Source organism: Paenibacillus sp. LjRoot56, assembly GCF_964253335.1.
GTDB lineage: Bacteria > Bacillota > Bacilli > Paenibacillales > NBRC-103111 > Paenibacillus_E > Paenibacillus_E allorhizoplanae.
This window is the reverse complement of sequence record NZ_CAXURV020000003.1, coordinates 1,065,857-1,087,235: the sequence shown is the minus strand read 5'-3', so window position 1 is coordinate 1,087,235 and position 21,379 is coordinate 1,065,857. Positions and strand designations below refer to the sequence as shown.

At 42.2% G+C, this 21,379-nt stretch carries 18 protein-coding genes; 14 read left to right on the top strand and 4 right to left on the bottom strand.

What is annotated here, in order from left to right; translation table 11 throughout:
* Positions 1–13: 13 nt before the first annotated feature.
* A complete protein-coding gene (locus ACSQ8O_RS23855; RefSeq protein ID WP_436243643.1) occupies positions 14–817 on the bottom strand; it encodes a hypothetical protein in 804 nt (267 codons plus the stop codon).
* A gap of 1,261 nt (positions 818–2,078) precedes the next feature.
* Between ACSQ8O_RS23855 and ACSQ8O_RS23850 the strand changes: the two genes are divergently transcribed.
* From ACSQ8O_RS23850 to ACSQ8O_RS23820, 7 genes are all read left to right on the top strand, one after another.
* Positions 2,079–2,435: a cyclic-phosphate processing receiver domain-containing protein gene (locus ACSQ8O_RS23850; RefSeq protein WP_436243642.1), complete on the top strand. Its 357-nt coding sequence runs from the start codon at positions 2,079–2,081 to the stop codon at positions 2,433–2,435.
* Between the two features lie 335 nt (positions 2,436–2,770).
* Positions 2,771–4,789, top strand: coding sequence for an MGH1-like glycoside hydrolase domain-containing protein (locus ACSQ8O_RS23845; RefSeq protein ID WP_436243641.1), 2,019 nt, complete (start codon positions 2,771–2,773; stop codon positions 4,787–4,789).
* Between the two features lie 268 nt (positions 4,790–5,057).
* On the top strand, positions 5,058–5,915 hold the full coding sequence (locus ACSQ8O_RS23840; protein WP_420851938.1) for an ABC transporter permease: 858 nt from the start codon (positions 5,058–5,060) through the stop codon (positions 5,913–5,915).
* Position 5,916: 1 nt separating this feature from the next.
* The gene (locus ACSQ8O_RS23835) at positions 5,917–6,789 is read left to right on the top strand and encodes a carbohydrate ABC transporter permease (protein ID WP_056623095.1); all 873 of its coding nucleotides are present in this window, start codon (positions 5,917–5,919) and stop codon (positions 6,787–6,789) included.
* Positions 6,790–6,853: 64 nt separating this feature from the next.
* Positions 6,854–8,401, top strand: coding sequence for an extracellular solute-binding protein (locus tag ACSQ8O_RS23830; protein WP_436243640.1), 1,548 nt, complete (start codon positions 6,854–6,856; stop codon positions 8,399–8,401).
* A 135-nt stretch (positions 8,402–8,536) separates the two neighbouring features.
* Entirely contained in the window at positions 8,537–10,792 is a 2,256-nt protein-coding gene (locus ACSQ8O_RS23825; protein ID WP_436243639.1) for a helix-turn-helix domain-containing protein, read from the top strand.
* Between the two features lie 264 nt (positions 10,793–11,056).
* The gene (locus ACSQ8O_RS23820) at positions 11,057–11,392 is read left to right on the top strand and encodes a DUF1801 domain-containing protein (protein WP_436243638.1); all 336 of its coding nucleotides are present in this window, start codon (positions 11,057–11,059) and stop codon (positions 11,390–11,392) included.
* 758 nt (positions 11,393–12,150) lie between these two features.
* Here the strand turns inward: ACSQ8O_RS23820 and ACSQ8O_RS23815 are convergent.
* Positions 12,151–12,789, bottom strand: coding sequence for a lysoplasmalogenase (locus ACSQ8O_RS23815; RefSeq protein WP_436243637.1), 639 nt, complete (start codon positions 12,787–12,789; stop codon positions 12,151–12,153).
* A 347-nt stretch (positions 12,790–13,136) separates the two neighbouring features.
* Here ACSQ8O_RS23815 and ACSQ8O_RS23810 point away from each other — a divergent pair, with 347 nt between their 5' ends.
* From ACSQ8O_RS23810 to ACSQ8O_RS23800, 3 genes are all read left to right on the top strand, one after another.
* A complete protein-coding gene (locus ACSQ8O_RS23810) occupies positions 13,137–13,799 on the top strand; it encodes a FusB/FusC family EF-G-binding protein (RefSeq protein WP_436243636.1) in 663 nt (220 codons plus the stop codon).
* Between the two features lie 969 nt (positions 13,800–14,768).
* Positions 14,769–15,263, top strand: coding sequence for a hypothetical protein (locus ACSQ8O_RS23805; protein ID WP_436243635.1), 495 nt, complete (start codon positions 14,769–14,771; stop codon positions 15,261–15,263).
* 344 nt (positions 15,264–15,607) lie between these two features.
* Positions 15,608–16,261, top strand: coding sequence for an SGNH/GDSL hydrolase family protein (locus tag ACSQ8O_RS23800; protein ID WP_436243634.1), 654 nt, complete (start codon positions 15,608–15,610; stop codon positions 16,259–16,261).
* Positions 16,262–16,725: 464 nt separating this feature from the next.
* On the opposite strand, the gene ACSQ8O_RS23795 is transcribed toward ACSQ8O_RS23800, so the two are convergent.
* Complete coding sequence (locus ACSQ8O_RS23795) at positions 16,726–17,919, bottom strand: chromate transporter (protein WP_436243633.1); 1,194 nt, start codon at positions 17,917–17,919, stop codon at positions 16,726–16,728.
* 395 nt (positions 17,920–18,314) lie between these two features.
* On the opposite strand from ACSQ8O_RS23795, the gene ACSQ8O_RS23790 reads away from it, so the two are divergent.
* The 3 genes from ACSQ8O_RS23790 to ACSQ8O_RS23780 are packed head-to-tail and all read left to right on the top strand — an operon-like array spanning position 18,315 to position 19,412.
* A complete protein-coding gene (locus ACSQ8O_RS23790) occupies positions 18,315–18,863 on the top strand; it encodes a hypothetical protein (RefSeq protein WP_436243632.1) in 549 nt (182 codons plus the stop codon).
* A gap of 30 nt (positions 18,864–18,893) precedes the next feature.
* Entirely contained in the window at positions 18,894–19,049 is a 156-nt protein-coding gene (locus ACSQ8O_RS23785) for a hypothetical protein (RefSeq protein ID WP_436243631.1), read from the top strand.
* Entirely contained in the window at positions 19,050–19,412 is a 363-nt protein-coding gene (locus ACSQ8O_RS23780) for a response regulator transcription factor (protein ID WP_436243630.1), read from the top strand.
* Between the two features lie 190 nt (positions 19,413–19,602).
* On the opposite strand, the gene ACSQ8O_RS23775 is transcribed toward ACSQ8O_RS23780, so the two are convergent.
* Positions 19,603–20,151: a TetR/AcrR family transcriptional regulator gene (locus ACSQ8O_RS23775; RefSeq protein ID WP_173190724.1), complete on the bottom strand. Its 549-nt coding sequence runs from the start codon at positions 20,149–20,151 to the stop codon at positions 19,603–19,605.
* 184 nt (positions 20,152–20,335) lie between these two features.
* Here ACSQ8O_RS23775 and ACSQ8O_RS23770 point away from each other — a divergent pair, with 184 nt between their 5' ends.
* Positions 20,336–21,376: an NAD(P)-dependent alcohol dehydrogenase gene (locus tag ACSQ8O_RS23770; protein WP_436243629.1), complete on the top strand. Its 1,041-nt coding sequence runs from the start codon at positions 20,336–20,338 to the stop codon at positions 21,374–21,376.
* Positions 21,377–21,379 lie beyond the last annotated feature (3 nt).

Sequence of the window (21,379 nt, the reverse complement as noted above, 5' to 3'; positions counted from 1 at the left end):
CGCTTTTTTAAGATTAAGCCGCAGCTTTTGGTTTTCTCCAATACCAAAGGGTGCTAACGATGAGATAGAGCGCCATGACTGCCGCAAGCAGTACAAGAGTGAATTCCGACATGTTCTCCATAGAATCAAGCCAACCGATTTTTTTTATGACGAACAGACTGAGGTTAAAAACGATCCCAATCAGCAGAATGGACCATATAGATGAAAGGCGTACATAGATGGATCCATAAATGAATCCTAACGCTACACCCAGAAGCTGCATCGCGATTCCTCCCGGCTGTAATGCCGCAATAATCAAAGCGATGACTAGAATTGACCAGAATACGGGAACGTGTTTCCGGGCTTCGTTAAACATAATACCGATGAACAGGATCAGCTCAAGTGCAGTGGTGAGCACGGAGGAAAGTATAATGTAAACGAAAGGAACAGAGGCGAAATATTCTTCTGTAAAATCATTGAACGTTGATAAATTGTAGTACAGAAGTAGTTTCATGGAGGCAGCATTCAATAAAGTGAACGCCAGCCCGATTGTTACCATGTGAACCGAAAAACTCAGTCTAATCGGCGAAAAGTTGCTAAGACTCCAAAAGCTTACCGGTGTCTGTTTCAAAAGCCGATATTTAATGGCGTAAACAATTGCGGATAGAGCGATAGTAACTACAAGTACCATGAATACCTGGATGGGGATATTCTTTCCTTTTCCGAACTGCCCCCATCCTAATACAGGATCAATGACGATATTATAGAGGCAGATCACTAAGATGATGACCATCAAATAGAGTAAGTAATTTCCCAACATCGATACATATCTCTTCATGAGAATCACCGTCCTTTCAAATATGGTAAATAACGCTATCCCATAACGCTAATCGAATATATTCCGAATTTTTCCAAGGTATAGGATGATTGCATAACGTTATTTATAATTCGAGCAAATAAAATTAGGGAATTTAGAAATATTCAGGAAGTATTCATCAACGATAAATATTCTCGCTGTATGTGTCATTACTCTATTTGTATTTACGACCCTTATTTTAATGAGAGTAATTCAAAAAAAATCAAGAAAACTAATAAGAGCTTTTGACGCTCCGGGAATGAATTTATTTCTTTGAGTTAATGGAAAACGATAGTTCAACCACTACAAGACGGCAGCTGGTATACAATCGGTTACCGTTTTTTATGTAAGAACTGGGCAATACATTGTGGTAAAATAAGGGAATTAACAAAGTGCTTTGTGAGGAGTGTGAGAGCCATATATATCCTGATAACCATAGAATTTCACGGATGGATTGATATTAAGCTATGGGGGTACCAGTTTCCAAGTAAAGCCTACCAAAGATTAAAAAAAGCTGTTGTAACAACCAAAATGATCAACAATCAATTTAAATGAGGCTATTGACTATAGCTCAATAACAACAGGATAGTCTAAACACTAGTAGATATATTGTCCTGATATTTCTGAACTTACCAAAGAAGTAGGTGCTCATTATTCTTGAGAAGATGTATACAAAAAACTTGATGGAGTCATTATTTTATCTCTTTGTTTTTATTAGGTCTGATCCAATGAATCCTGTTCTTTATCATTTACTACATAAGTATCAACTTTGGTTACATAAAGACTTGAAAATAAATTACCATTCAGTAAAAAGCTTAATAAATGAATTGAATTTAGTTAAAGACGACCCATACAAAAGAGCTATTATCTCAAAACTTAGGAAAATAAGGTTACTTAATGGTACTAAGAATATTGAAAGGATCTATAAGAGCATATGTCCGATCAAGTACATATTAGAAAGTTTAATAAATGAAATCGATCAGAAAGAGATAGAAAAAATAAGAATAATGGCAAGTTCAGTACACAACTATCCATCTTTCATTTTAGGTAAGTATTATTGTAATTCGATTGACTTCTGGAATGAGCACATTAACTACTACAATAAAACTTTTCAGACCGATTTCATGTTTGACTGGAAATATTTATTTATAGACTATTATCCGCAGCACGAGAAATGATTGTTCTATTGGAAGTTTTGGATATAACCAATTTCCAGATATCACACTTCTCAAGAGGTGATCACATGAAGGTCAATCTTTATTTAGATGATTTACGAGACTGCCCAGAGGGCTTTATTTTAGCAAGAACTTTTGAAGAAGCAATACAATGTTTTCAAATGTATACAATAGAACTTTTATCACTAGATCATGATTTAGGCGAAGATGAGAATGGAAAAGAATTGCGTAATGGTTACGATTTCGTTAAATATTTTTGTGAAAATGGTTTAAGGGCAAGCAAAATTTACTTACATACAGATAATCCAGTAGGTCGAAAGAATATGTATGAAACATTGTTAGCGGCACAACGTAGAGAGTTCATTGATGATGATATTGAGATATACCATTATGGAATTACTGTAAACAAGTACTCTGGAGAATGATCTAAAGAAGAATATATAGCCGTTGCAGTGTTTATAGGATTTTTTACAGCAATTTTGTTTAATAAGGATCGTAAAAAGAGAAAAAAATCGGAATTAAAGGACCTAATTAAAACGCCTTCGTTGGAATCATTCCAACGAAGGCGTTTTTTCTATCCATCCCTGCAGAAAATGACAACGAAATAACAGTTGATGATTACTTTATGCTTGTTTGGTCAGTCTCTTCGGCTCTGAAACTAAGAACCAACACAATGAATATCGACGGAAACGGCGTACGCTCTTTAAGATGAGGATGTCGATGCACGACGGACTGCACATGGAAAAGGATAGGTGAAACTATGAATTATCATTTGAATGACTTTGCATTTGATTTGCGAGCTAGTGTGGCTCCAGCTAATCACTTATGGGTATGTAGCGGATATAGTACTGTTGCTCCAATAGCAGGTACGGTGACTGGTGTCAGCGGTTTATTCTCTCCGCCGTTTGGCGCACAAGATATGGAAGTACTGCTTGATTTAATGGCAGACGGACATCGTATTAGCGATACAGGTAACAAGGGGAAAGGGGATTGCGGTCTATTGTATTCAGGTGCCGAATGGCGGCCGGACCGAATCGAACGGACAGGAACGTACCACTACTTCGTGGAAGAACGCCTGATTTCACTCTCCGTGCGAAGCTCACTTGTTCCGCTTGCGAATCGTGCTGGATTTGTCCTAACCGTAAGAGTTATTAACCGGACAGACCGCAGTATCCAGCTGGACATCCTTCCGAGAGTTACGCCAGGCCGTCCCGGCATCCAATCCCTGAACGATTGGGATTTCGGCCATCCTTCTATGGGCGCGGAGGTGGACGAAGTTGAAGCTGGCATATGGGAGAACGATGATGTAAGGGTTACATTTTTACAAGAGGCAAGGGAACCTGCGCTTATTGTACCTGGGCAAGAGGCGGTGTATCGTTTGGCTATCCTGCTGACGAAGGCTCAAGAATCCGTATGCTTGGATGAAAATTTAGCGGCATGTGAACGGCATGCATATGAGGTCTGGGAGGACCGGATTCAGCGTTACTGCGGGTCTATCCCCAAGTTGACCAGCGACATTCCCGGTCTTGAAGATTACTACAGACGTTCGCTTGTCAGCGGTCTGATCTGTCTATGGGAGCATCCTGAATTTGCAATGCAGCCTTTCCCAGTTGTAGCAGGGATGGAAGGCGCCGGAATTTGCTGCTATCCGTGGGATACCGGAGGTTATGCAGCTCGGATGCTAGGACTGATGCTGGGCAGTGATAAAGTGATCGAGCTGGCTCACATGATGGCGCGAAGCGGTATTGAGCGGCATTCGAGATTCGCTCCTAGCGGTCTAGGGAAGGATGTTCCGTATTCGTACAGCCTATGGTCCTTCTTCAATTTGGTCTGGTGCAATGTAACACAGTATGGTGAAGGTTTGGAACTCTATGATTTGATGAAAAATTTGCTGCTTCACGATGAAGAAAGGCTGCCGGCCTGGGGCGAATTGCTGGATTACGGCAAGCAGCATAATCTGCTCGAAATGAGGAGCGCCGCTCATGAGCATGTCGTATCCAGCCCCAACGCCGAAAGAGCATGGTGTTATGATCGTTTGGCCGACATGGCAGAACGTTTTGGACATGTCGAATCCGAAACATGGCGAGATAAAGCCAACCGTATCCGTGCGGCGATTCGGGATCACTTATGGGATCCAGAAAACGGATGGTTTCTTTGCAGGTACCCTAACGGACATGTAGAGCGGGTGTACACGATTCAAGCATTCGATACATTAAGAATGGGTGTTTGCAATGCGGATATGACCAAGGCTTTACTGACGCATTTGAATGACGGAGCTTTTCTTGGGCCTTACGGTGTAAGCAGTATATCTGCCGAAGATACGCTGCATTATGAATTGAATGACCCCGACTGGTCTGGCGGAGGCAGCTATACCGGTGAGAGCCCGACACTCGCGCTTACGTTGTGGGAACAGGGTCAGCCCGCGTTAGCTTGGGATGTCCTGAAGCGATTGTTCTGGATGGGCAAGCATTTGCCGTATTTCCCACAGGAGCACTATAGCGACCGACCAGCCGTTCCGAGCCATAAGCGGGGTAACATCATAGCTGGCCTTACTGGCACGGAAGCACTGGTGTTTGGCATGGCGGGCATCAAACCGAAGTTGGATGGAACGCTAGAAATATTTCCGCAGCCACCGCATGAAGGAAGTGTCTCGATTTCTGGATATCGTTATCGCGACCAACAGATTGACGTCCACATGAAGCCGAACCATTGCACAATTGTAAGTAATGGGGAGCCCGTATATAGTGGAACTCCTTGCGCCTATATCCTATTCAGCTAACCAACCAAAGGATAGCAGATGACAATGGCACGGAAGAAAATGATTATTTGTTGGAACAAGCAACGAAATGAATATCGACGGAAACAACATGTGGCAATTAACATGAAGGCAGTGAACGATTGTTGGAGGATGTGACTGACCTATGAATAGAACAACAGTCCAGAGAAAGCGTGTGCTGACGCAGGCGACTTCAGTGGGTACATCGCACAAACCTGGATATCTGAAGCAGTTATGGCTAGATATCAATAAAGAAAAACTGCTGTACGGCATGCTGATTCCAGGCCTTTTATTTTTCGTCTTCTTTAAGTATTTGCCGATGCTGGGTGTGGTCATTGCCTTTCAGGATTATCAACCTTTTGCGGGGATCTTAAAAAGCCATTGGGTCGGCCTGCAGCACTTTCAGCGTTTTTTCACGAATCCGGATTTTTGGAAGCTGTTCAGAAATACGCTCGTGCTGGCAGTTTACAATCTGCTCTTTTTCTTTCCGCTGCCTATTATTTTAGCTTTGATGCTGAATGAGGTTCGGAAGGAGTTTTTCAAAAGATTCGTGCAAACCATTATTTATATCCCGCACTTTATATCGTGGGTCGTTGTTGCAGGGTTGACATACACCTTGTTTACAACGGAGGGCGGTATTGTGAATGAAGCTCTCGCTTACATGGGCGGAGACAAGATTAATTTCTTGTTAAGTAAAGATTGGTTCCGTTCGATGATTACATCGCAAGTTATCTGGAAGGAAACCGGCTGGGGAACGATTATTTTCTTAGCGGCACTCTCAGGAGTCGATCAGCAACTTTATGAAGCTGCACGAATGGATGGAGCTAATCGGTGGCACCAACTTTGGCATATTACGTTACCCGCCATCCAAACGACGATTGTCTTGTTGCTTATTTTAAGACTAGGTAGCTTCTTGGACACTGGCTTTGAGCAAATTTTCCTCATGTTGAATTCCGGAAACCGGGAAGTAGCTGAAGTATTCGATACGTACGTGTATACGTCCGGTCTAGTGAATGCGCAATTCAGTTACAGTACGGCGGTGGGGTTGTTTAAATCTCTCGTAAGCCTGATTCTGGTCGTTTCTGCAAATGCCATGGCAAAGAAATACGGCGAGGAAGGGGTTTATTAGCATGAGAGATCGTACCATAAGCAGCAAAGTCTTCGATGCAGTCAATTATTTGATGCTTTTTATCGTTGCGGTAATTACGGTGTTGCCGTTCATTTATGTTATATCCGGTTCACTCGTAGCGTCGGAAGAGCTGCTTATCAAGAAAGTTGTACTATTTCCTACGAAGTTTTCGTTGGATGCTTACAGATTCATTTTTTCCACGAAAATTATTTACACAAGCCTATTCATCACCATATTCATTACCGTTGTCGGAACGCTGATCAATTTGCTGCTTACTACGCTAATGGCCTATCCGTTAGCACGCAAGACATTGCGCGGCCGGGGTAAATTCATGCTGCTAATCGTCATTACGATGCTCTTCAGCGGAGGTATGATCCCCACGTTCCTCGTTGTCAAAAGCTTTGGATTACTGGATACGTATTGGTCCCTATGGATCCCTTCAGCGATCAGCGCGTTCAATCTGATTTTGTTGAAAAACTTTTTCCAGCAACTTCCTGAGGGTTTGGAAGAATCGGCGAAAATGGACGGCTGCAATGATTTGCAGATTTTGTACAAAATCGTTATTCCCTTATCCTTACCGGCTATGGCCACGTTCGCGTTATTTTATGCGGTGGGGCACTGGAATTCCTACTTTACTGCCATTATGTACATCAATGATGCGAAAATGTGGCCCATACAAGTATGGCTGCGCCAAATCGTTCTTCTATCGGCGGGCGGTTTTACCGATGCCAGTGCAGCTTCGGAAATAGCAGCTCCGCCTCAAAGCATCAAATACGCGGTTATCGTCGTTGCGGCTGTTCCGATATTGCTCTTGTACCCATTCTTGCAGAAACATTTCGCCAAGGGAGTTTTGCTAGGTTCGGTTAAAGGATAGACGGTCAAGACTAGTAAGATCGTCTTTCTTTCTATACAATAAAATGAAATAACGGAGGGTTTGTATGCGAAAAACAAAGGGTCAATTGAAAACAGGTTTAGCTGTTACTTGCACGACAGTCATGATGGCGTCCGTATTAGCGGCTTGTGGAGGTGGGGGTCCCGTAAGTGACACTACAAAGAATACCCCTGGTAGTACTAGTACCGCTCAAAAGCAAATCAAATTCAGCATGATGTCTCCTTTCTATGGACAACAGCCGCCGGCAACAGATGATACGAACGCTGCTTTCAAGGCCATTCAGGAGCAGACCAATAGCAAGATGGATATCACGTTCGTTCCTGGTGCGTCCTATAATGATAAGCTGAATGTGACGATCGCCTCAGGCAATCTCCCACAAGCGATGGTCGTCTTAGACACCAAGAATTCGGCGATTATCAATGCTGTTCGTTCCGGCGCTTTCTGGGAAATCGGCCCGTATCTCAAAGATTTTCCGAAAATCAGTAAGTATTGGAATGAGAAGATCGCTAACAATATCTCCGTAGATGGTAAAATATATGGGCTCTACCGTGACCGTCCTTTTGCAAGAAAAGGTATCATCTTCCGCCAGGACTGGCTCGATAACCTCGGTCTGCAGCAGCCGAAAACCGTAGATGACCTCTATAACGTTGCGAAAGCATTCACATTGAATGACCCGGATAAGAACGGTAAGAATGATACCTACGGTCTGACATTGACCGATGATAATTTGATCACCGATGCGAGTCTTGTCCTTGTTACTGCGTTAGGCGGCTTTAATCAGTGGGGCGTGCAGGACGGCAAGGTGATACCTGACTTTATGACCAAAGAATACATGGATTCACTCAAGCTGCTCAAAAAAATGTATGATGAGAAGCTGATTAATCAGGACTTCGGCGCCATCAAAGGAACTAAGTTGCATGAAAACATCAATTCAGGCAAGGCCGGTATCTATCTTGCAAGCATTGATGACGCACCTAATAAACATGCTGATTTGTACAAATTGAATCCGAAGGCCAAAATGGATTTCGTTATTGGGCTGCAAGGACCGAAGGGAGTTAAACTGCCTGCGAATTCAGGCTATTCGGGCGTGTTCATGTTTCCTAAATCCAGTGTGAAGACAGAAGCGGAACTGAAGGATATCTTAACTTACTTCGAGAAAAATCTGCAGGACGATGTATTGAAAACGTTTGCGTGGGGTGTGGAAGGCGTTCATTATAAAACAGAGAACGGTAATCCTGTGTTCACCAATGAGCAGTTGTACAAAGACCAAGTTGGTGACTTAGGGCAGCTTCGCATCGCGCCTTCAACCTTAGCATGGCCGACAGAACCCGATATGGGGAAAAAAGTGAAGAAGCTGTATGAAGAAGGAATGCCGAATGCTGTGCCAAGTGTCATCGAGCCGTTTCTTTCCCCGACGAAAACTCAGCTGGGCTCGGAGCTTGATAAGCTGATCAACGATGCTCGTGTTCGTTTCATCATGGGTGAGGTTGATGAGGCCGGCTTTAACAAGGTCAAGGAAGAATGGAGCAAAAAAGGCGGCGATAAAATCATCGAGGAATTTACAGCCGAGTATAAAAAAGCTCAACAAAAATAATTGTTAGGCGAAGCGGCGCTTCTTCCCTGTCTATCGGGAAGAAGCGCCGCAATTATTGACTTTTCCGTGTAATTGCTGATAAAAGTAAAGAACCAATGAAGTTATGGTTAGTACAAGAACAGCGGGGGCTTGTTTATGAAATTACGTGCGTCTACCTTTTTATCCAAGCTCATATGGTTTACACTGCTGCTCGCGACGATTCCTGTCATGGTATTGGGGGCTTTTTCCTATTATCAAGCTTCGGATGCGGTGCAAACCAAGGTCAATGAGAGCAATCAGCAGATGCTGAAACAGACCGAATCACAAATTGAACAGTTGCTGAGGCTGATTGATTACTCGGCTATTCAATATATGAATCAACCGGTAGTTATCGACGCTCTTAAGGGTGAATTGGCTGGTACGGACGGATACGTTCAGAAAGTGAAGAGTCTGCTCGAATCGATGAGTAAGCTGCAAAGCAATGAGCTCGGGACGATGGGCATGGAACTCATAAGCATAGCGGGCAAATGGTCCATAAACGATAAGGGTTTGTCCATGCTGGAAACGAAGGCTATGGAAAGTTATGCGGGATGGGTGAATGATCCAAGAACTTCATTTTGGTCCACAAGTTCTACCGGTATGAAACTCATTAAGAAAATCCCAGCGTATTCCCCTAACCCATCGGGGCTGCTAATCATGTCAATTCCGATTTATGATGTCAATAGTTTAATAAACAAGGATACAGCCATGGGCAATGTTCTGCTGTTGGATGATCAGCAGGTCGTATTCGCCGGCAATGCCGCTAATCTGATTGGCAAACCGCTTCAAGAACTAGCGATCGGGAATGAACCCATACCTGCTGCGGAGCAAGGCTTCTACACAACCCGTTCGGAACGGGAGCGTGTCGGGATCAGTTACCGGAAGTCCGATTATAACGGTTGGATGTATGTATCAGTGGTGTCCATTGATGAACTGAACAAGGAGTCGCAGGGCATAGGGTGGTTCACCCTGTATATTTGTCTTGGTATCTTATTGTTAGCTTTACTGATTTCTTATCTAGGTTCAAGGAAGATGTATAAACCGATTCGGAAGTTGTATGAAGTCGTGCGCAATTCTCCTGAAACCGTCGGCACCGAAGGGGCCATCGATGAATTCGAATTTATCAATGAGCGTTTTCGAGGGTTGATGCAAAGGGAGTCAAGTCTATTACAAGAGGTTATGGGACAGTCCCATCAAATGAGGGAATACTTTGTTTTCAAGCTTTTTCAGAGCGACATGGCGAGAACCGAGGCTCAGGATAAGCTGGAAGCCTTCGGTCATCCGACGGAATGGAATAGCATGTGTGTGATGACAATCCAGATTGATACGTTATCCAATACGCGTTTTGAAGAGCAGGATCAGGATTTACTGCTTTTTGCTATTAACAATATCGTTTCCGAACTCATTACACCTGAGCAGAGGCTGCCACCCGTCGTTATGGGAGACTCCCAGGTTACTTTGCTTGGAGGCGCGGAAACAGATCCCAAGCTGTTCAAGAATCTTCTCGACATAGCGGCACATCAAATCATGCAGATGATCAAACTTTATCTGGAGTTGAAAGTCAGCATTGGCTTTAGTCATACGTTTAACGACATTAAGCAAATTCGTCATGCCTATGGAGAATCGTTGCAAGCTTTAAAGTACCGCATGAACCTTGGGGAAGAATCGATCCTGTTCATTGAGGATGTACAGCCAGAGAAGAGCATGCAGTTGAGTTATCCAGATACCGCAGAACGGCAGCTGTTGGACGCTTTAAAACTCGCGGATCGAGAGCAGGCTACGGACTGTCTTCACCAATTCATAACGACGCTTGCTGTCGATGAGCGAACACATGAAGAATATTTCATGTCCTTCGTCCGTCTTCTGGTGCAAATGCTACAAGCAGTTAAGGATGCAGGCGTGTTGCCTAAACATTTATACCCCGATGAGCAAACCTTGTTTATACAACTGTTTCAATTGAAAACAGTGAGTGAGGTGGAACGGTGGTTTCTGGATGTGGTCATGCTTCCGTTCCTAATTCACTTGGAACATAAGCTAGATGCGCAGTATCAGAGCATTTCCAGTCAAATTATTCATATGATAGAAACTGGCTTCGATACCGATCTTTCCCTAGAGGTGTGCGCACGTCGTATGAATTACAGCCCGAATTATTTGACCAAAGTATTCCGCAAGGAAACAGGTGTTAATTTCAGCGATTACTTATCGGAGTATCGGATGAAGATGGCCAAACAATGGCTGTTAGAAACGGATATGAAAATTTCCGAGATCGCGGAGAAGTTGAAGTATAATACGCCTGCCAATTTTATTCGATATTTCCGCAAGTTGGAGGGAACGACGCCAGGTCAGTATCGTGATAGCTTTTTAAAGAAGTAGAGGGAAAGAGAAGGGCTTCGAAGGACGGGTAGAGTTTTATGCGCCTGATTACACCTTGCTAGTTACAAGGCTTTTGTCTTCTAATGCCGTCGAGAGCACAATTAAAGTCGTTGAAAATCCATAAGGGCTGCAACTGTCAAGGAATTATAATAGACGATCCCTAGTTTGCTGAAGTAACAGGTAGTTTACAGCATTGACGGGAATATTCTAGCAACAGTATACTTTAAAGTGAGTAAAATATTACCAATTGGAGGGATTTAAAGAATGAATCAGGAAGTTACGACCTACATAGAAAATCTACCGAAGTGGCAAGCCGATATCAGTTCAACCCTGCGGAACATGGTTCATGAGACGATTTCGGAAGCCGAAGAACGCATTCAGTACAAGAAACCACACTTTCTGAAAAATGGACATTACGCAGCAGTAATTTCACCTTCCAAAGACGCGATTGCATTTATGATCATGAATGCAAACGGAATTGACTTTCCGAAAGAATTCGATGGGCCTGCTGAACGAAAGTGGATTAAATTAAAGGAAGGAAGCACTCCGGATCTCTTAACTTTGTCCGGGCTTCTGAAGCAAGCCTCTGTCACGCTATAAATTCAACCGTAGAAACGATGGTTAGATGAAGAGAGCAAGCATATCACGGGGTATTCTCGTCCTTTCAAGGATGGAGAATACCCCTTTTTTGTCTAAATTGAGAGACAATTGAAAAAGCATGGCCTACTAAGTGGAGTGTCACGATGGGGCAGGTAAGATATTTGGGAGAATTATAACATAAGTCCAAGCGAATATATTAACCAATTCATACACTGTTACTATCTTGTGATTAAGAGGGTGATAGGGATGGGATTTATATTTAACCGGAATGTTAGAGTTACTTTTTTCTCGGGTTTTAACTTTACTGGAAGAAATTTAACATTTAGAAGAGGCGTGGCAGTTTCGAATCTGGGATTATTCGGTTTTAACAATATCATCTCCAGTTTCCGGCTAAGAAATGTTGTATTTCCTAATCAAGTTACGTTAATACTGTTTTCAGGGCGTAATTTTACAGGGAATTTTCGAATTTTCCGTGGTAGCCAGAACATTGCAGACTTACGAGCGTTCAACTTTAACAATGTAACCTCGTCGTTTATTCTGGTTGGATTCCGGATAAGTACTACTCAGATACGTACCATTCAACGCACAGGCACAATGCCAAGCGACATTTCTGTATTATAGACTAAAAGGACGCTGAAAACGGATAGAGACTCCTATCAATGTTTGTATCAAATGGCAGATACAATGATATTTTTTGACCAAAGGAATATGAGTAGAAGAATGAATAAAGTGCACCCCCTCAACTCAGGGGTGCACTTTCATTTCTCTTTGTTCAGAAGAGTTGCGCTGCGAGCGATAATGAACTGGGCGCTGTAATAGGTTGTCATGATCAAGAGATCCGCATAGGAAATTGGGGAGACGAACAGGTTCCAGGACAGGATAGAATCCGAAATCAAGAACAGAAAACTGCCCACAATCGCTCCTCGATTACCGGTCATAATCGCAGACCAGCCCATTAGCGAGATAACGATAATGTAAAATAGCACAGGTACCACAAGACCAGCGTTATTTTGCTCTATGAGCGAGATTACTAGCTCTCTGCCCATTATGAAGGAATAAATGGCGATAGGTACGATCAAAGAGAAGCGCAACCAAGAGAAACGCCATTGGACGAGAAAACCTGCGGTGTAAAACAAATGACCGATTAGGAAAGCAGCAAGCCCAAGAACGAACCAATACATAATTAGTCCATCGCCAAACATACCGAAGAATAAACCGCTTAACATCAACCTATGTACGCTTTTTTTGGCTGAAGGCATATGCGAGTATGCATAATACAAAATCAGCCACATCGGAATTAATTTGAAAAAGAATTTGAATGCTTGAGGTTCCGGTCGAATTTCAAAAATATAAAGCGCGCTCGTAAGCAGTATAGCAATCGGTAACCACCGTTTCATCGTAAAGATCTCTCTTTCATGTAGAAATAACCATTCAAATAGAAATAGTATATGGGTATTTTTTATGTTTGTAAACGCTTTATTTTCATATATGTATTGGGATTTATTCCAATGGGCACAACACTTGCGGGTAGAGTAGGAACTCCCTTATAATTTAAGTCTATAAGGGAGGCGGTAAATATGGCAAATCATTTTGCCGGAATAAGAAGCGACTCATGCAGAGCCTTTCATTAGGGCGATCTTTGCATGGGGTGATTCGTTTATGGTGATCGCCCGAGAAAAATCGTTTCTAATTATGGGGCTTTGCAGCTTATTTTATTTTCAATAAAAATAAGGGGCTGAAAGCTATGAGTCAACCATTCATTAGAAACCATCAATACAATGAGATTAAGAAGCTGATCGGGCAGTTACAAAGTGCCTGTAACTCCGTTTCCAATTTGAAAGTGGTCGAAGCGGTTCGCAATGATACAGAAGTCAAGATAAGCGGATTGTTTTCGGATGTAACTGATCTGCAAAAACAATGGATTGTGAACCTGAAACAGCTACAAACAACTGCGGACTTTCAGCGATATCTGCATGCCTTGGAGCCTTATTTAGCAGAGGAATATGCGCATGTGACGGACAATCAAATTAAGAAACTTTTCCCTAAGCACAAGAAACTGAAAATACCCGATCTTAACGGTATCACTTATAGATTCGCGACATACCTGGGCTGGACGGATATTGCAACGAATAAATTATTCATTGTTTATGATTTGAACGGAAAGCTAATCGGCATTGAAGGGAAGTATACGCCGACTAATAAGAATGGCGTTTGCTTTGTGTGCAATCGGCATACTGAGGTCGCGCTATTCACTGCTGTGACCAAGTGGAAACCGGAAGGTGCATCGCCCGATTATTACAGGGCCATAGGTAATTATTTGTGCGTGAATAGCGAGGTTTGCAACAAGAACATAACGGATGTCGCAGTATTGGAGAAATTCATTCATGGTGTGTTTGTCGGTCCGTAACGGCCGCGAAGCATGGTTACAAATAAAGACAAAACCACTCCTGCCAAGGGAGTGGTTTCTTTGGATAGAAATTCTCTTTTATTTAGGAGAGATATTCAACCGTTATGTCGGCAAACAGCTAATGAGGCAAACCGCCTGTGCACTCAAACATATCGGTGTGCATAAGACAGCGAAGATGCCGCATGCAGCCTTGCAAGAATTTGCAATACGATAACATCTTGCATTGCATTCGGGATCAGCGGTCGCACCTTTGCCTCTCCGCGGAGCTAGTTTTTTTAATACTCGTTCAAGTTTAGTAAATAGTCGTTTAAGGTTAAGTTGGAGCGATTTATCGATACTGATTTTTAATGTTGTGCCGTCTTTGAATCTTATTTTTTGGGTACGCGTGCAAGAGCAACCACCACATTGGCAACCGCTTTCAAGTCTAACGGGAACGATTGCTTTCTTATTAATGAATCCTCTAGCAGTGATATAGTTGTTCTTATCTTGGAGAATAATGTTGGCACTGGAGACACCGTTCACTTGTTTACCAAAGGAAGCAGTGAGTCTGCTGCTTGTACGATTCAGAGATTGTATTTTGAATGTTACTAAGTTACATGCATTCTGCGTGATATTTAGGAAGATGTCGGAGACACCTCGACTGGCGTTTAAAACCAATTCGATGTTCGCACTTAAGATGCCGTCTTGCTTGGATTTTATGCTAGCTGTTGCAAAAAGGGTGGTTGTTCCGTTGACTGTCCGTAGCAGTCCGGGCATAGCTATCACTCCCTCAATTCGATTGATCTGTTCTCTCACAATATATGTGGAACCAAAAGACTCGGTGTGGGTGATTGCTAGAAAGCCTAGCCACGAATAGCATTAAGGATCAGACTTCCCAATGAAAGCAAGAACCTCCAGTACGCTAACATACATACACTGTAATAAGTTGGAATACATTACATTAATCAGCGGTGTTGAGGAGGGGTAGCGTTGAGATATACAGTGCAATATATACCTCTAAGTAAAATTAAGCAGGAAAGTATCAATACGAAGATCTCGCCACGTAAGAAGGAGTTAAAAAAAGTGGCACAGGACCTTATGCAATTACTAATTGTGCAAAAAAGTAAGAAAGATGGTGGCTATATTATCCAAGATGGACACCATCATTTCGCATTCCTCAAAAAGCACACAAATAAAAATCAGGCTGTGTGTCTCGTAGATGAAAGCAAAATTTCAGCTAACTTTGGAAATCTTGTTAATCGGTTTCGAAAACGACAACTGCCTTATGAAGTCCCTTACCTAAAACCAAACCGGTTTGAAATCAACAGTTGGACGATTATTCGTAAATTTTTAAAGCAAGAACCACGTTTCCGAACGCTATCCCGAAGACAGCAATTGAAGGTCATTCGGCTTGGTATTCAATATAGGAAAACAACGGTGCAATCTATGCAAGCTAAAGTAGAAGACATTTTAAAAAGACGCTAGTTGATTCAAACCCGCATAAAAGAGTAAATATTTGTTACAAGATTGAAATCTTATTTTCATCTGGTATTAATCATGTAGGATTATAATAATAGACGACCCCCTTTTAAAATATAAACCTTTAGACCCGCGGCCCGTTGCTGTGGGTCTCTTTTTGTTTTTAAACAAAAGGGCAGCTTCATTCATCCTCGAGACTTTAAAGTTATTCCCTTTCCTTGCGCTTATTGATCTACGACTTCACCACACCAACGCTAATACCGACGCCGAAACTGATATTGCTCATGAAGGAATTTCACGCTTCATGGAGAAATTAGGTTAACGACAATATAGAAGAAGGGGTTGTTGATATGCTCTTGCAAAAAAGCGAAAAACTCATCATGATTGGAGACTCAATCACAGATTGCGAACGAAAGCGTCCATATGGGGAAGGACTATTCGGAGGGATTGGCAAAGGTTATGTTTCGCTGGTGGATGCGTTAATTCAAAGTACTTATCCCGAGAGGGGAATCCGGATAGTAAATATGGGGACTAGTGGGAACACCGTCCGAGATTTGAAAGAGCGCTGGGCTGCCGATGTGGAGAATCTAAAGCCTGACTGGCTCTCAATAATGATCGGGATCAACGACGTTTGGCGTCAGTATGATCAACCTACCATTTGTGAGTCTCATGTTTACACGGAGGAGTATGAGGCTACGCTGCGGGAGCTAGTGTTACGAACCAAGTCGCAAGTAAAAGGCATCGTCTTGATGACTCCATTCTACATTGAACCCAACAGGGAAGATGCGATGCGGGTGACGATGGATGAATATGGGGCAATCGTGAAGCGTGTCGCGGAAGAGACTGACTGCTTGTACGTGGATACGCAAGCTGCGTTCGAACCGGTGTTGCGAGAGATTTACCCGGCTACTCTAGCCTGGGATCGCGTCCATCCTTCCGCTGTCGGGCATATGGTACTCGCTAAGGCATTTCTGGCAGCGATTGGGTACTCATACCATATGTAAAGTAAGTTAGGATATGACTTAATAAACCATGCGTTTAAAGCCCCTTGGAAAAGCATCCCTTGGAGGCTTTTTTGTTGCTTAACTTATGGCTCCCGTTGCAAATTATTGTCAGGTGTCCAGCTAGGGGATTCATTTGTGGATATTGAATGAAGTGGTGTAGCCAGAATAACTTGGTTAAAGGCGGTGTTTTTTTGTTTTCAAAATACTGCGTACAGTGTAAAAATCATGACACATTACTCATTTAAAACCCGTATTGATTACAAGGACACTTTTGGCGAATTAAAAAAAAAGAAGGATAGGTATAATGGAGATTGAAGCAGGTTTTCCTTCAATTCACTGGAACTGAAGATGCAAAATCATTCTTACGTTCAGAACTTAGTGATAAGATTACTTTGATTACGACAATGAATGATACTAGACGTTCAGATGATTTACGAAAGTCTTATGAGATCTATAAATTTTGACTATATAATTATCGTCAGAGTTCCTCCTGCTGCACCAGCGATCACAATAACCCATGGAGGCAATTTCCAAAATACGAGCAAAATAAATAATATAGCAGCCAAAGCAAAGTCTGCAGGCTTTAAGATTGCCGATGTCCAGATCGGGTTATAGAAAGAAGCGAGTAAAATTCCGACGACAGCCGCGTTAATACCTGTTAAAGCACCTTGAATTTTAGGATTGCTTCTGAGAGCATTCCAAAAGGGCAGTGTACCGATAACCAATAAATATGCGGGAAGAAAAATAGCGAAAGTTGCAATCACAGCACCAAAAACTCCCCCATTAATAGCTCCCAAATAAGAAGCAAATGTGAACAGAGGCCCTGGTACCGCTTGAGTGATCCCATATCCAGATAAGAAGTTTTCTTTACTTACCCAACCTGTTGGTACCATCTCTCGCTCTAATAAAGGTAAAACCACGTGACCTCCGCCAAAGACTAGGGATCCAGATCTATAGAAACTATCAAATAACGCCAGCCAGTGTTGAGTAGAAATTCCCCTCAGAATAGGTAGTCCAACTAGGAAAGCAAAGAACAAAACTAAACAGATCAGACCTATGGTGCGGCTAACTGGAATTTGAAGTTCCGTGCGTTCCACATCAGTCTTTCCCCGGTATAGGAGTACTCCAATAATTGCCGCTAGAGCAATAAGTACGATTTGAGCCATTGTAGTTTGCCAAATCAGTGTGATGGTTGCACTGACTATGGCTATTGTCACTCGTTTCCGATCTGGGGTAAGTTTTTGGCCCATCCCTAAAACTGCTTGTGCTACGATAGCTACTGCAACTATCTTTAAACCGTGAATCCACCCAACATTTCCAATATCGAATCCTTTCAACACTAAAGCAAAAAGAACTAATGCAATCACTGATGGCAGCGTGAACCCTAGCCAGGCAATAAATCCGCCTAGAAGACCTGCGCGAATGGTACCAATCCCTATACCGACTTGACTGCTAGCTGGGCCTGGTAAGAACTGACAGAGTGCAACTAAGTCTGCGAAGCTACGCTCATCCAACCACTTTTTTCTGCGAACATATTCGTCATGAAAGTAACCTAAGTGCGCCACAGGGCCACCAAAAGATGTTAAACCCAACTTCAGAGATACCCATAATACTTCGAGAGTAGATTTTAATCTATTAGGTTTTATTGAATGCTCCATTACTTTGATACCTCTCTTGTCCTACATATTTTACATGAAAAATTATTATATCATTCTTTCAATTTTTAAATATCAAGAGAGTATAATTTATTTGTAAAGTCCCCCTAAACGTGAAGTTAGCAATGCATGTACAAGTTTGTTGGTCTCGCTACCCATGGGACAATAACAATAAATTACAATGAAATTAAACTTACAATTGTGATTCGATTAGCATTTAGTTTTTACGCAGAATAGGCATAAAACTCAATTTCTTAAAAATTGTTTCATTATTTATTGTACGAACTTGCCGTTGTTACGTACATTCATAAGGAGTATATCGGTTTTGTGCTTTTCATTTCATTTTCAGAAAGATAGGGTATATTACAACTATTCATTCTGAAGGTGGAGGAAATAAGATGGGTGCTCAGCAAAATCAAGAAGTAAAACAGTCATGGATTCCTAAGAAAGAGCGATTGTGGGTATTTTGTGCGATGGCAGTGTCTACAATTTATGTGATATGGCAGATTTGGAGTCTGTTTCATTTACCATCAACAGCGTTGCACAATCGTAGTTTTGAGCACACTTTCAAGAATTATGGTTCTAATGCCCGAATAGCCTTATTCGTAGTGTTAGCGAATTACGTTTTAGCATTAATAATAAAACAGCGGATTTGGACGAAATTGGCTACTCTGAAAAAAGGTTTGGTTATGCTACTTCGTATTGCCAAAAAATTTCATGCTGCAATAGCCATTCTTGCTATTGCGCTTATTACACTCCATGCGGTTGCCGTTTTTATGTATGGTTTTAAATGGGATTTTAACAACATTAGCGGACTTCTTGCATTAATCGTCCTGTTACCAGTACCGATTTCCGGTTTATTCCGTTACAAGAGGCTCGATAAGAAGTGGCATTTAAGATGTGGACTTGCATTTGCTGTATTGTTTTTAATTCACGCATTTCTATAATAGTAAATCCGAGGAAGGGGTGATGGAGTTATGCATATCTTACTGGTTGAGGATGATGTGAAGCTGGGCGAGCTGATTCAATATAAGCTTAGAAAGCAACTATACCATGTGGAATGGGCATTACATGCGGAAAGTGCACTGGAATTCATTGAAAGAGCAACTTTTGATATTTATATATTAGACTAGATGATTCCTCATAAAAGCGGGATTGAGTTATGCAAAGAAATCCGAATGAAGAAGAATCGGACACCGATCCTAATGCTAACAGCACGAGATTCTATTACTGATCGTGTTCAAGGCTTAAATGCAGGAGCAGATGATTATTTGGTGAAGCCATTTGCTTTTGAGGAATTGATCGCACGACTTCATGCCTTATATCGTAGAAAAGAAACGAATTGGGAAGCGGATACCAAAAAATTTGGAGATACGCTTGTCATTGACCATAGTACCTATGAAGTGAGCCGAAACGGAGTGTCGATTCCTTTATCACGCCGTGAATTTCAATTGTTATCGTTTATGTGCTCAAGTAGCGCTGTTCCTTGCTTCTGACGAGTCGAGCTTTGTGAACCTTCTCCATTTCTAGTGAGCTCTAGACGCAGTTCTGCTGTTTGTCTGCGATCTTGGCCACCACCTTATTCCATCACTGGAGCGGCTATATAGTCAAGAAAAGTCCTTGATAATCAAGGGCTTTTTCTTGAATTAAGAATCTGTGAATTAAGTATATATTTATTTCATTAACCTACAAACTTCTCCCTAACAAGGTACCAACTTGTTTAGCCATTACTTGAGGCGAATAGGGCATTCCGTTTTTAATCCACCATTCAATAACACCTACATAAGCGGTACCGGCATATTGCAGCATTACATCTTCCTTTAAATCCGTATTTCTTCCGCTTTCTCTGTCAATCTCACCTTTAAATCCGTCAATAAAAGAAGTCAGTAGTCGAGTTCTAAAAGCTGACGGAACACCTGTACTTGCTAACATAGTAGAAAAAAATAAATAATTTTTTTCGAAATATTCAAAATAAGGTACGAGAGCCTCGTTCCAATCCATCTTACATGCCCATTCATCCATCTCTCCTAATTCATTAAGGTGTGTTTCTATAAGTTTATCCAATAAATCAAATTTATCCTGATAATGAAGATAAATGGTTCCTCGATTTAGGTTAGCCCGGTCTGAAATATCCTGAATGGTTATATCATCGAAACTTTTTTCAGTCATCAGTTCAATAACAGCTTTTTTCAAAGATTCCTGTGTTTTAAGAATTCTCCGATCCGTTTTAGCCATCGTATATTCACCAAACTTTCTAAGATAATTAACAATTTCCGCTGTTCTGTTGATATATCAACAGATTACGTTTCTTTAATCATTGAATTACATCCTTGATTATATAATAATAGACACAAGTTGGTTAATCAAATCTATTTGGTTAGTCATCACAATTTGGTTTATGGAAAAGGAGACAACGCCCATGTGCAAAACTCACGTATTGAGTGTTCCAACGGCCAAAGCGCCATTTGAAAAGACTACAATTGAAAGACGACAATTACGACCGGATGACGTGTCGATCGATATAAAGTTTAGCGGCATTTGTCATTCAGATATTCATAGTGCACACGGGGACTGGACAGGCGGAATTTTCCCAATGGTGCCTGGTCATGAAATTACCGGGGTTGTAACCGCAGTAGGGGAGAAGGTAACGAAATTTGCAGTAGGTGACCGAGTCGGTGTAGGCTGCTATGTAGATTCTTGCGGAGAGTGCGAATACTGCCTCCGTGGAGAAGAACAACATTGTTCAAAAGGCTTTGTAGCCACCTACAACTCCTTGGACTACGAGGGTAATCCAACTTATGGCGGTTATAGCCAAAACATCGTTGTCACTGAAAAATTCGTTGTGTATATCCCGGATGATATGGAGTTAGATGTAGCCAGTCCGCTTTTGTGCGCTGGTATTACCACTTACTCCCCTTTGAAACGTTGGAATGCCAGTCCAGGAAAAAAAGTAGCTATTCTGGGGATGGGTGGTTTGGGCCACGTTGCGATACAATTCGCGCATGCGATGGGTGCAGAAGTTACAGTGTTAAGCCGTGCGAAAGATAAGGAAAACGAAGCGTTAAGTTTTGGTGCGGATTATTATTTTTCAACGCTTGATCCTGAAACTTTCAACATGCTTGCCGGCCGATTCGACCTGATTCTCAACACCGTATCCGCCAATATTGACGTCGATTCGTACTTATCGCTACTTCGTGTAGACGGAACGCTTGTTAATGTCGGAGCGCCCGCGGAACCGAGTCAATACAACGTGTTCTCCCTAATCATGAGTCGCCGCAGTATTGCGGGGTCTTTGGTTGGCGGACTTGCGGAAACACAAGAGATGCTTAATTTTGCTGCCGCGCATGGTATTCTGCCTCAAATTGAGATTATCCGTGCCGAGCAAGTAGACGAAGCGTATGAGCGGATTCTGCGTAGTGACGTGCGATACCGATTCGTTATCGACATATCGACTTTATAGATC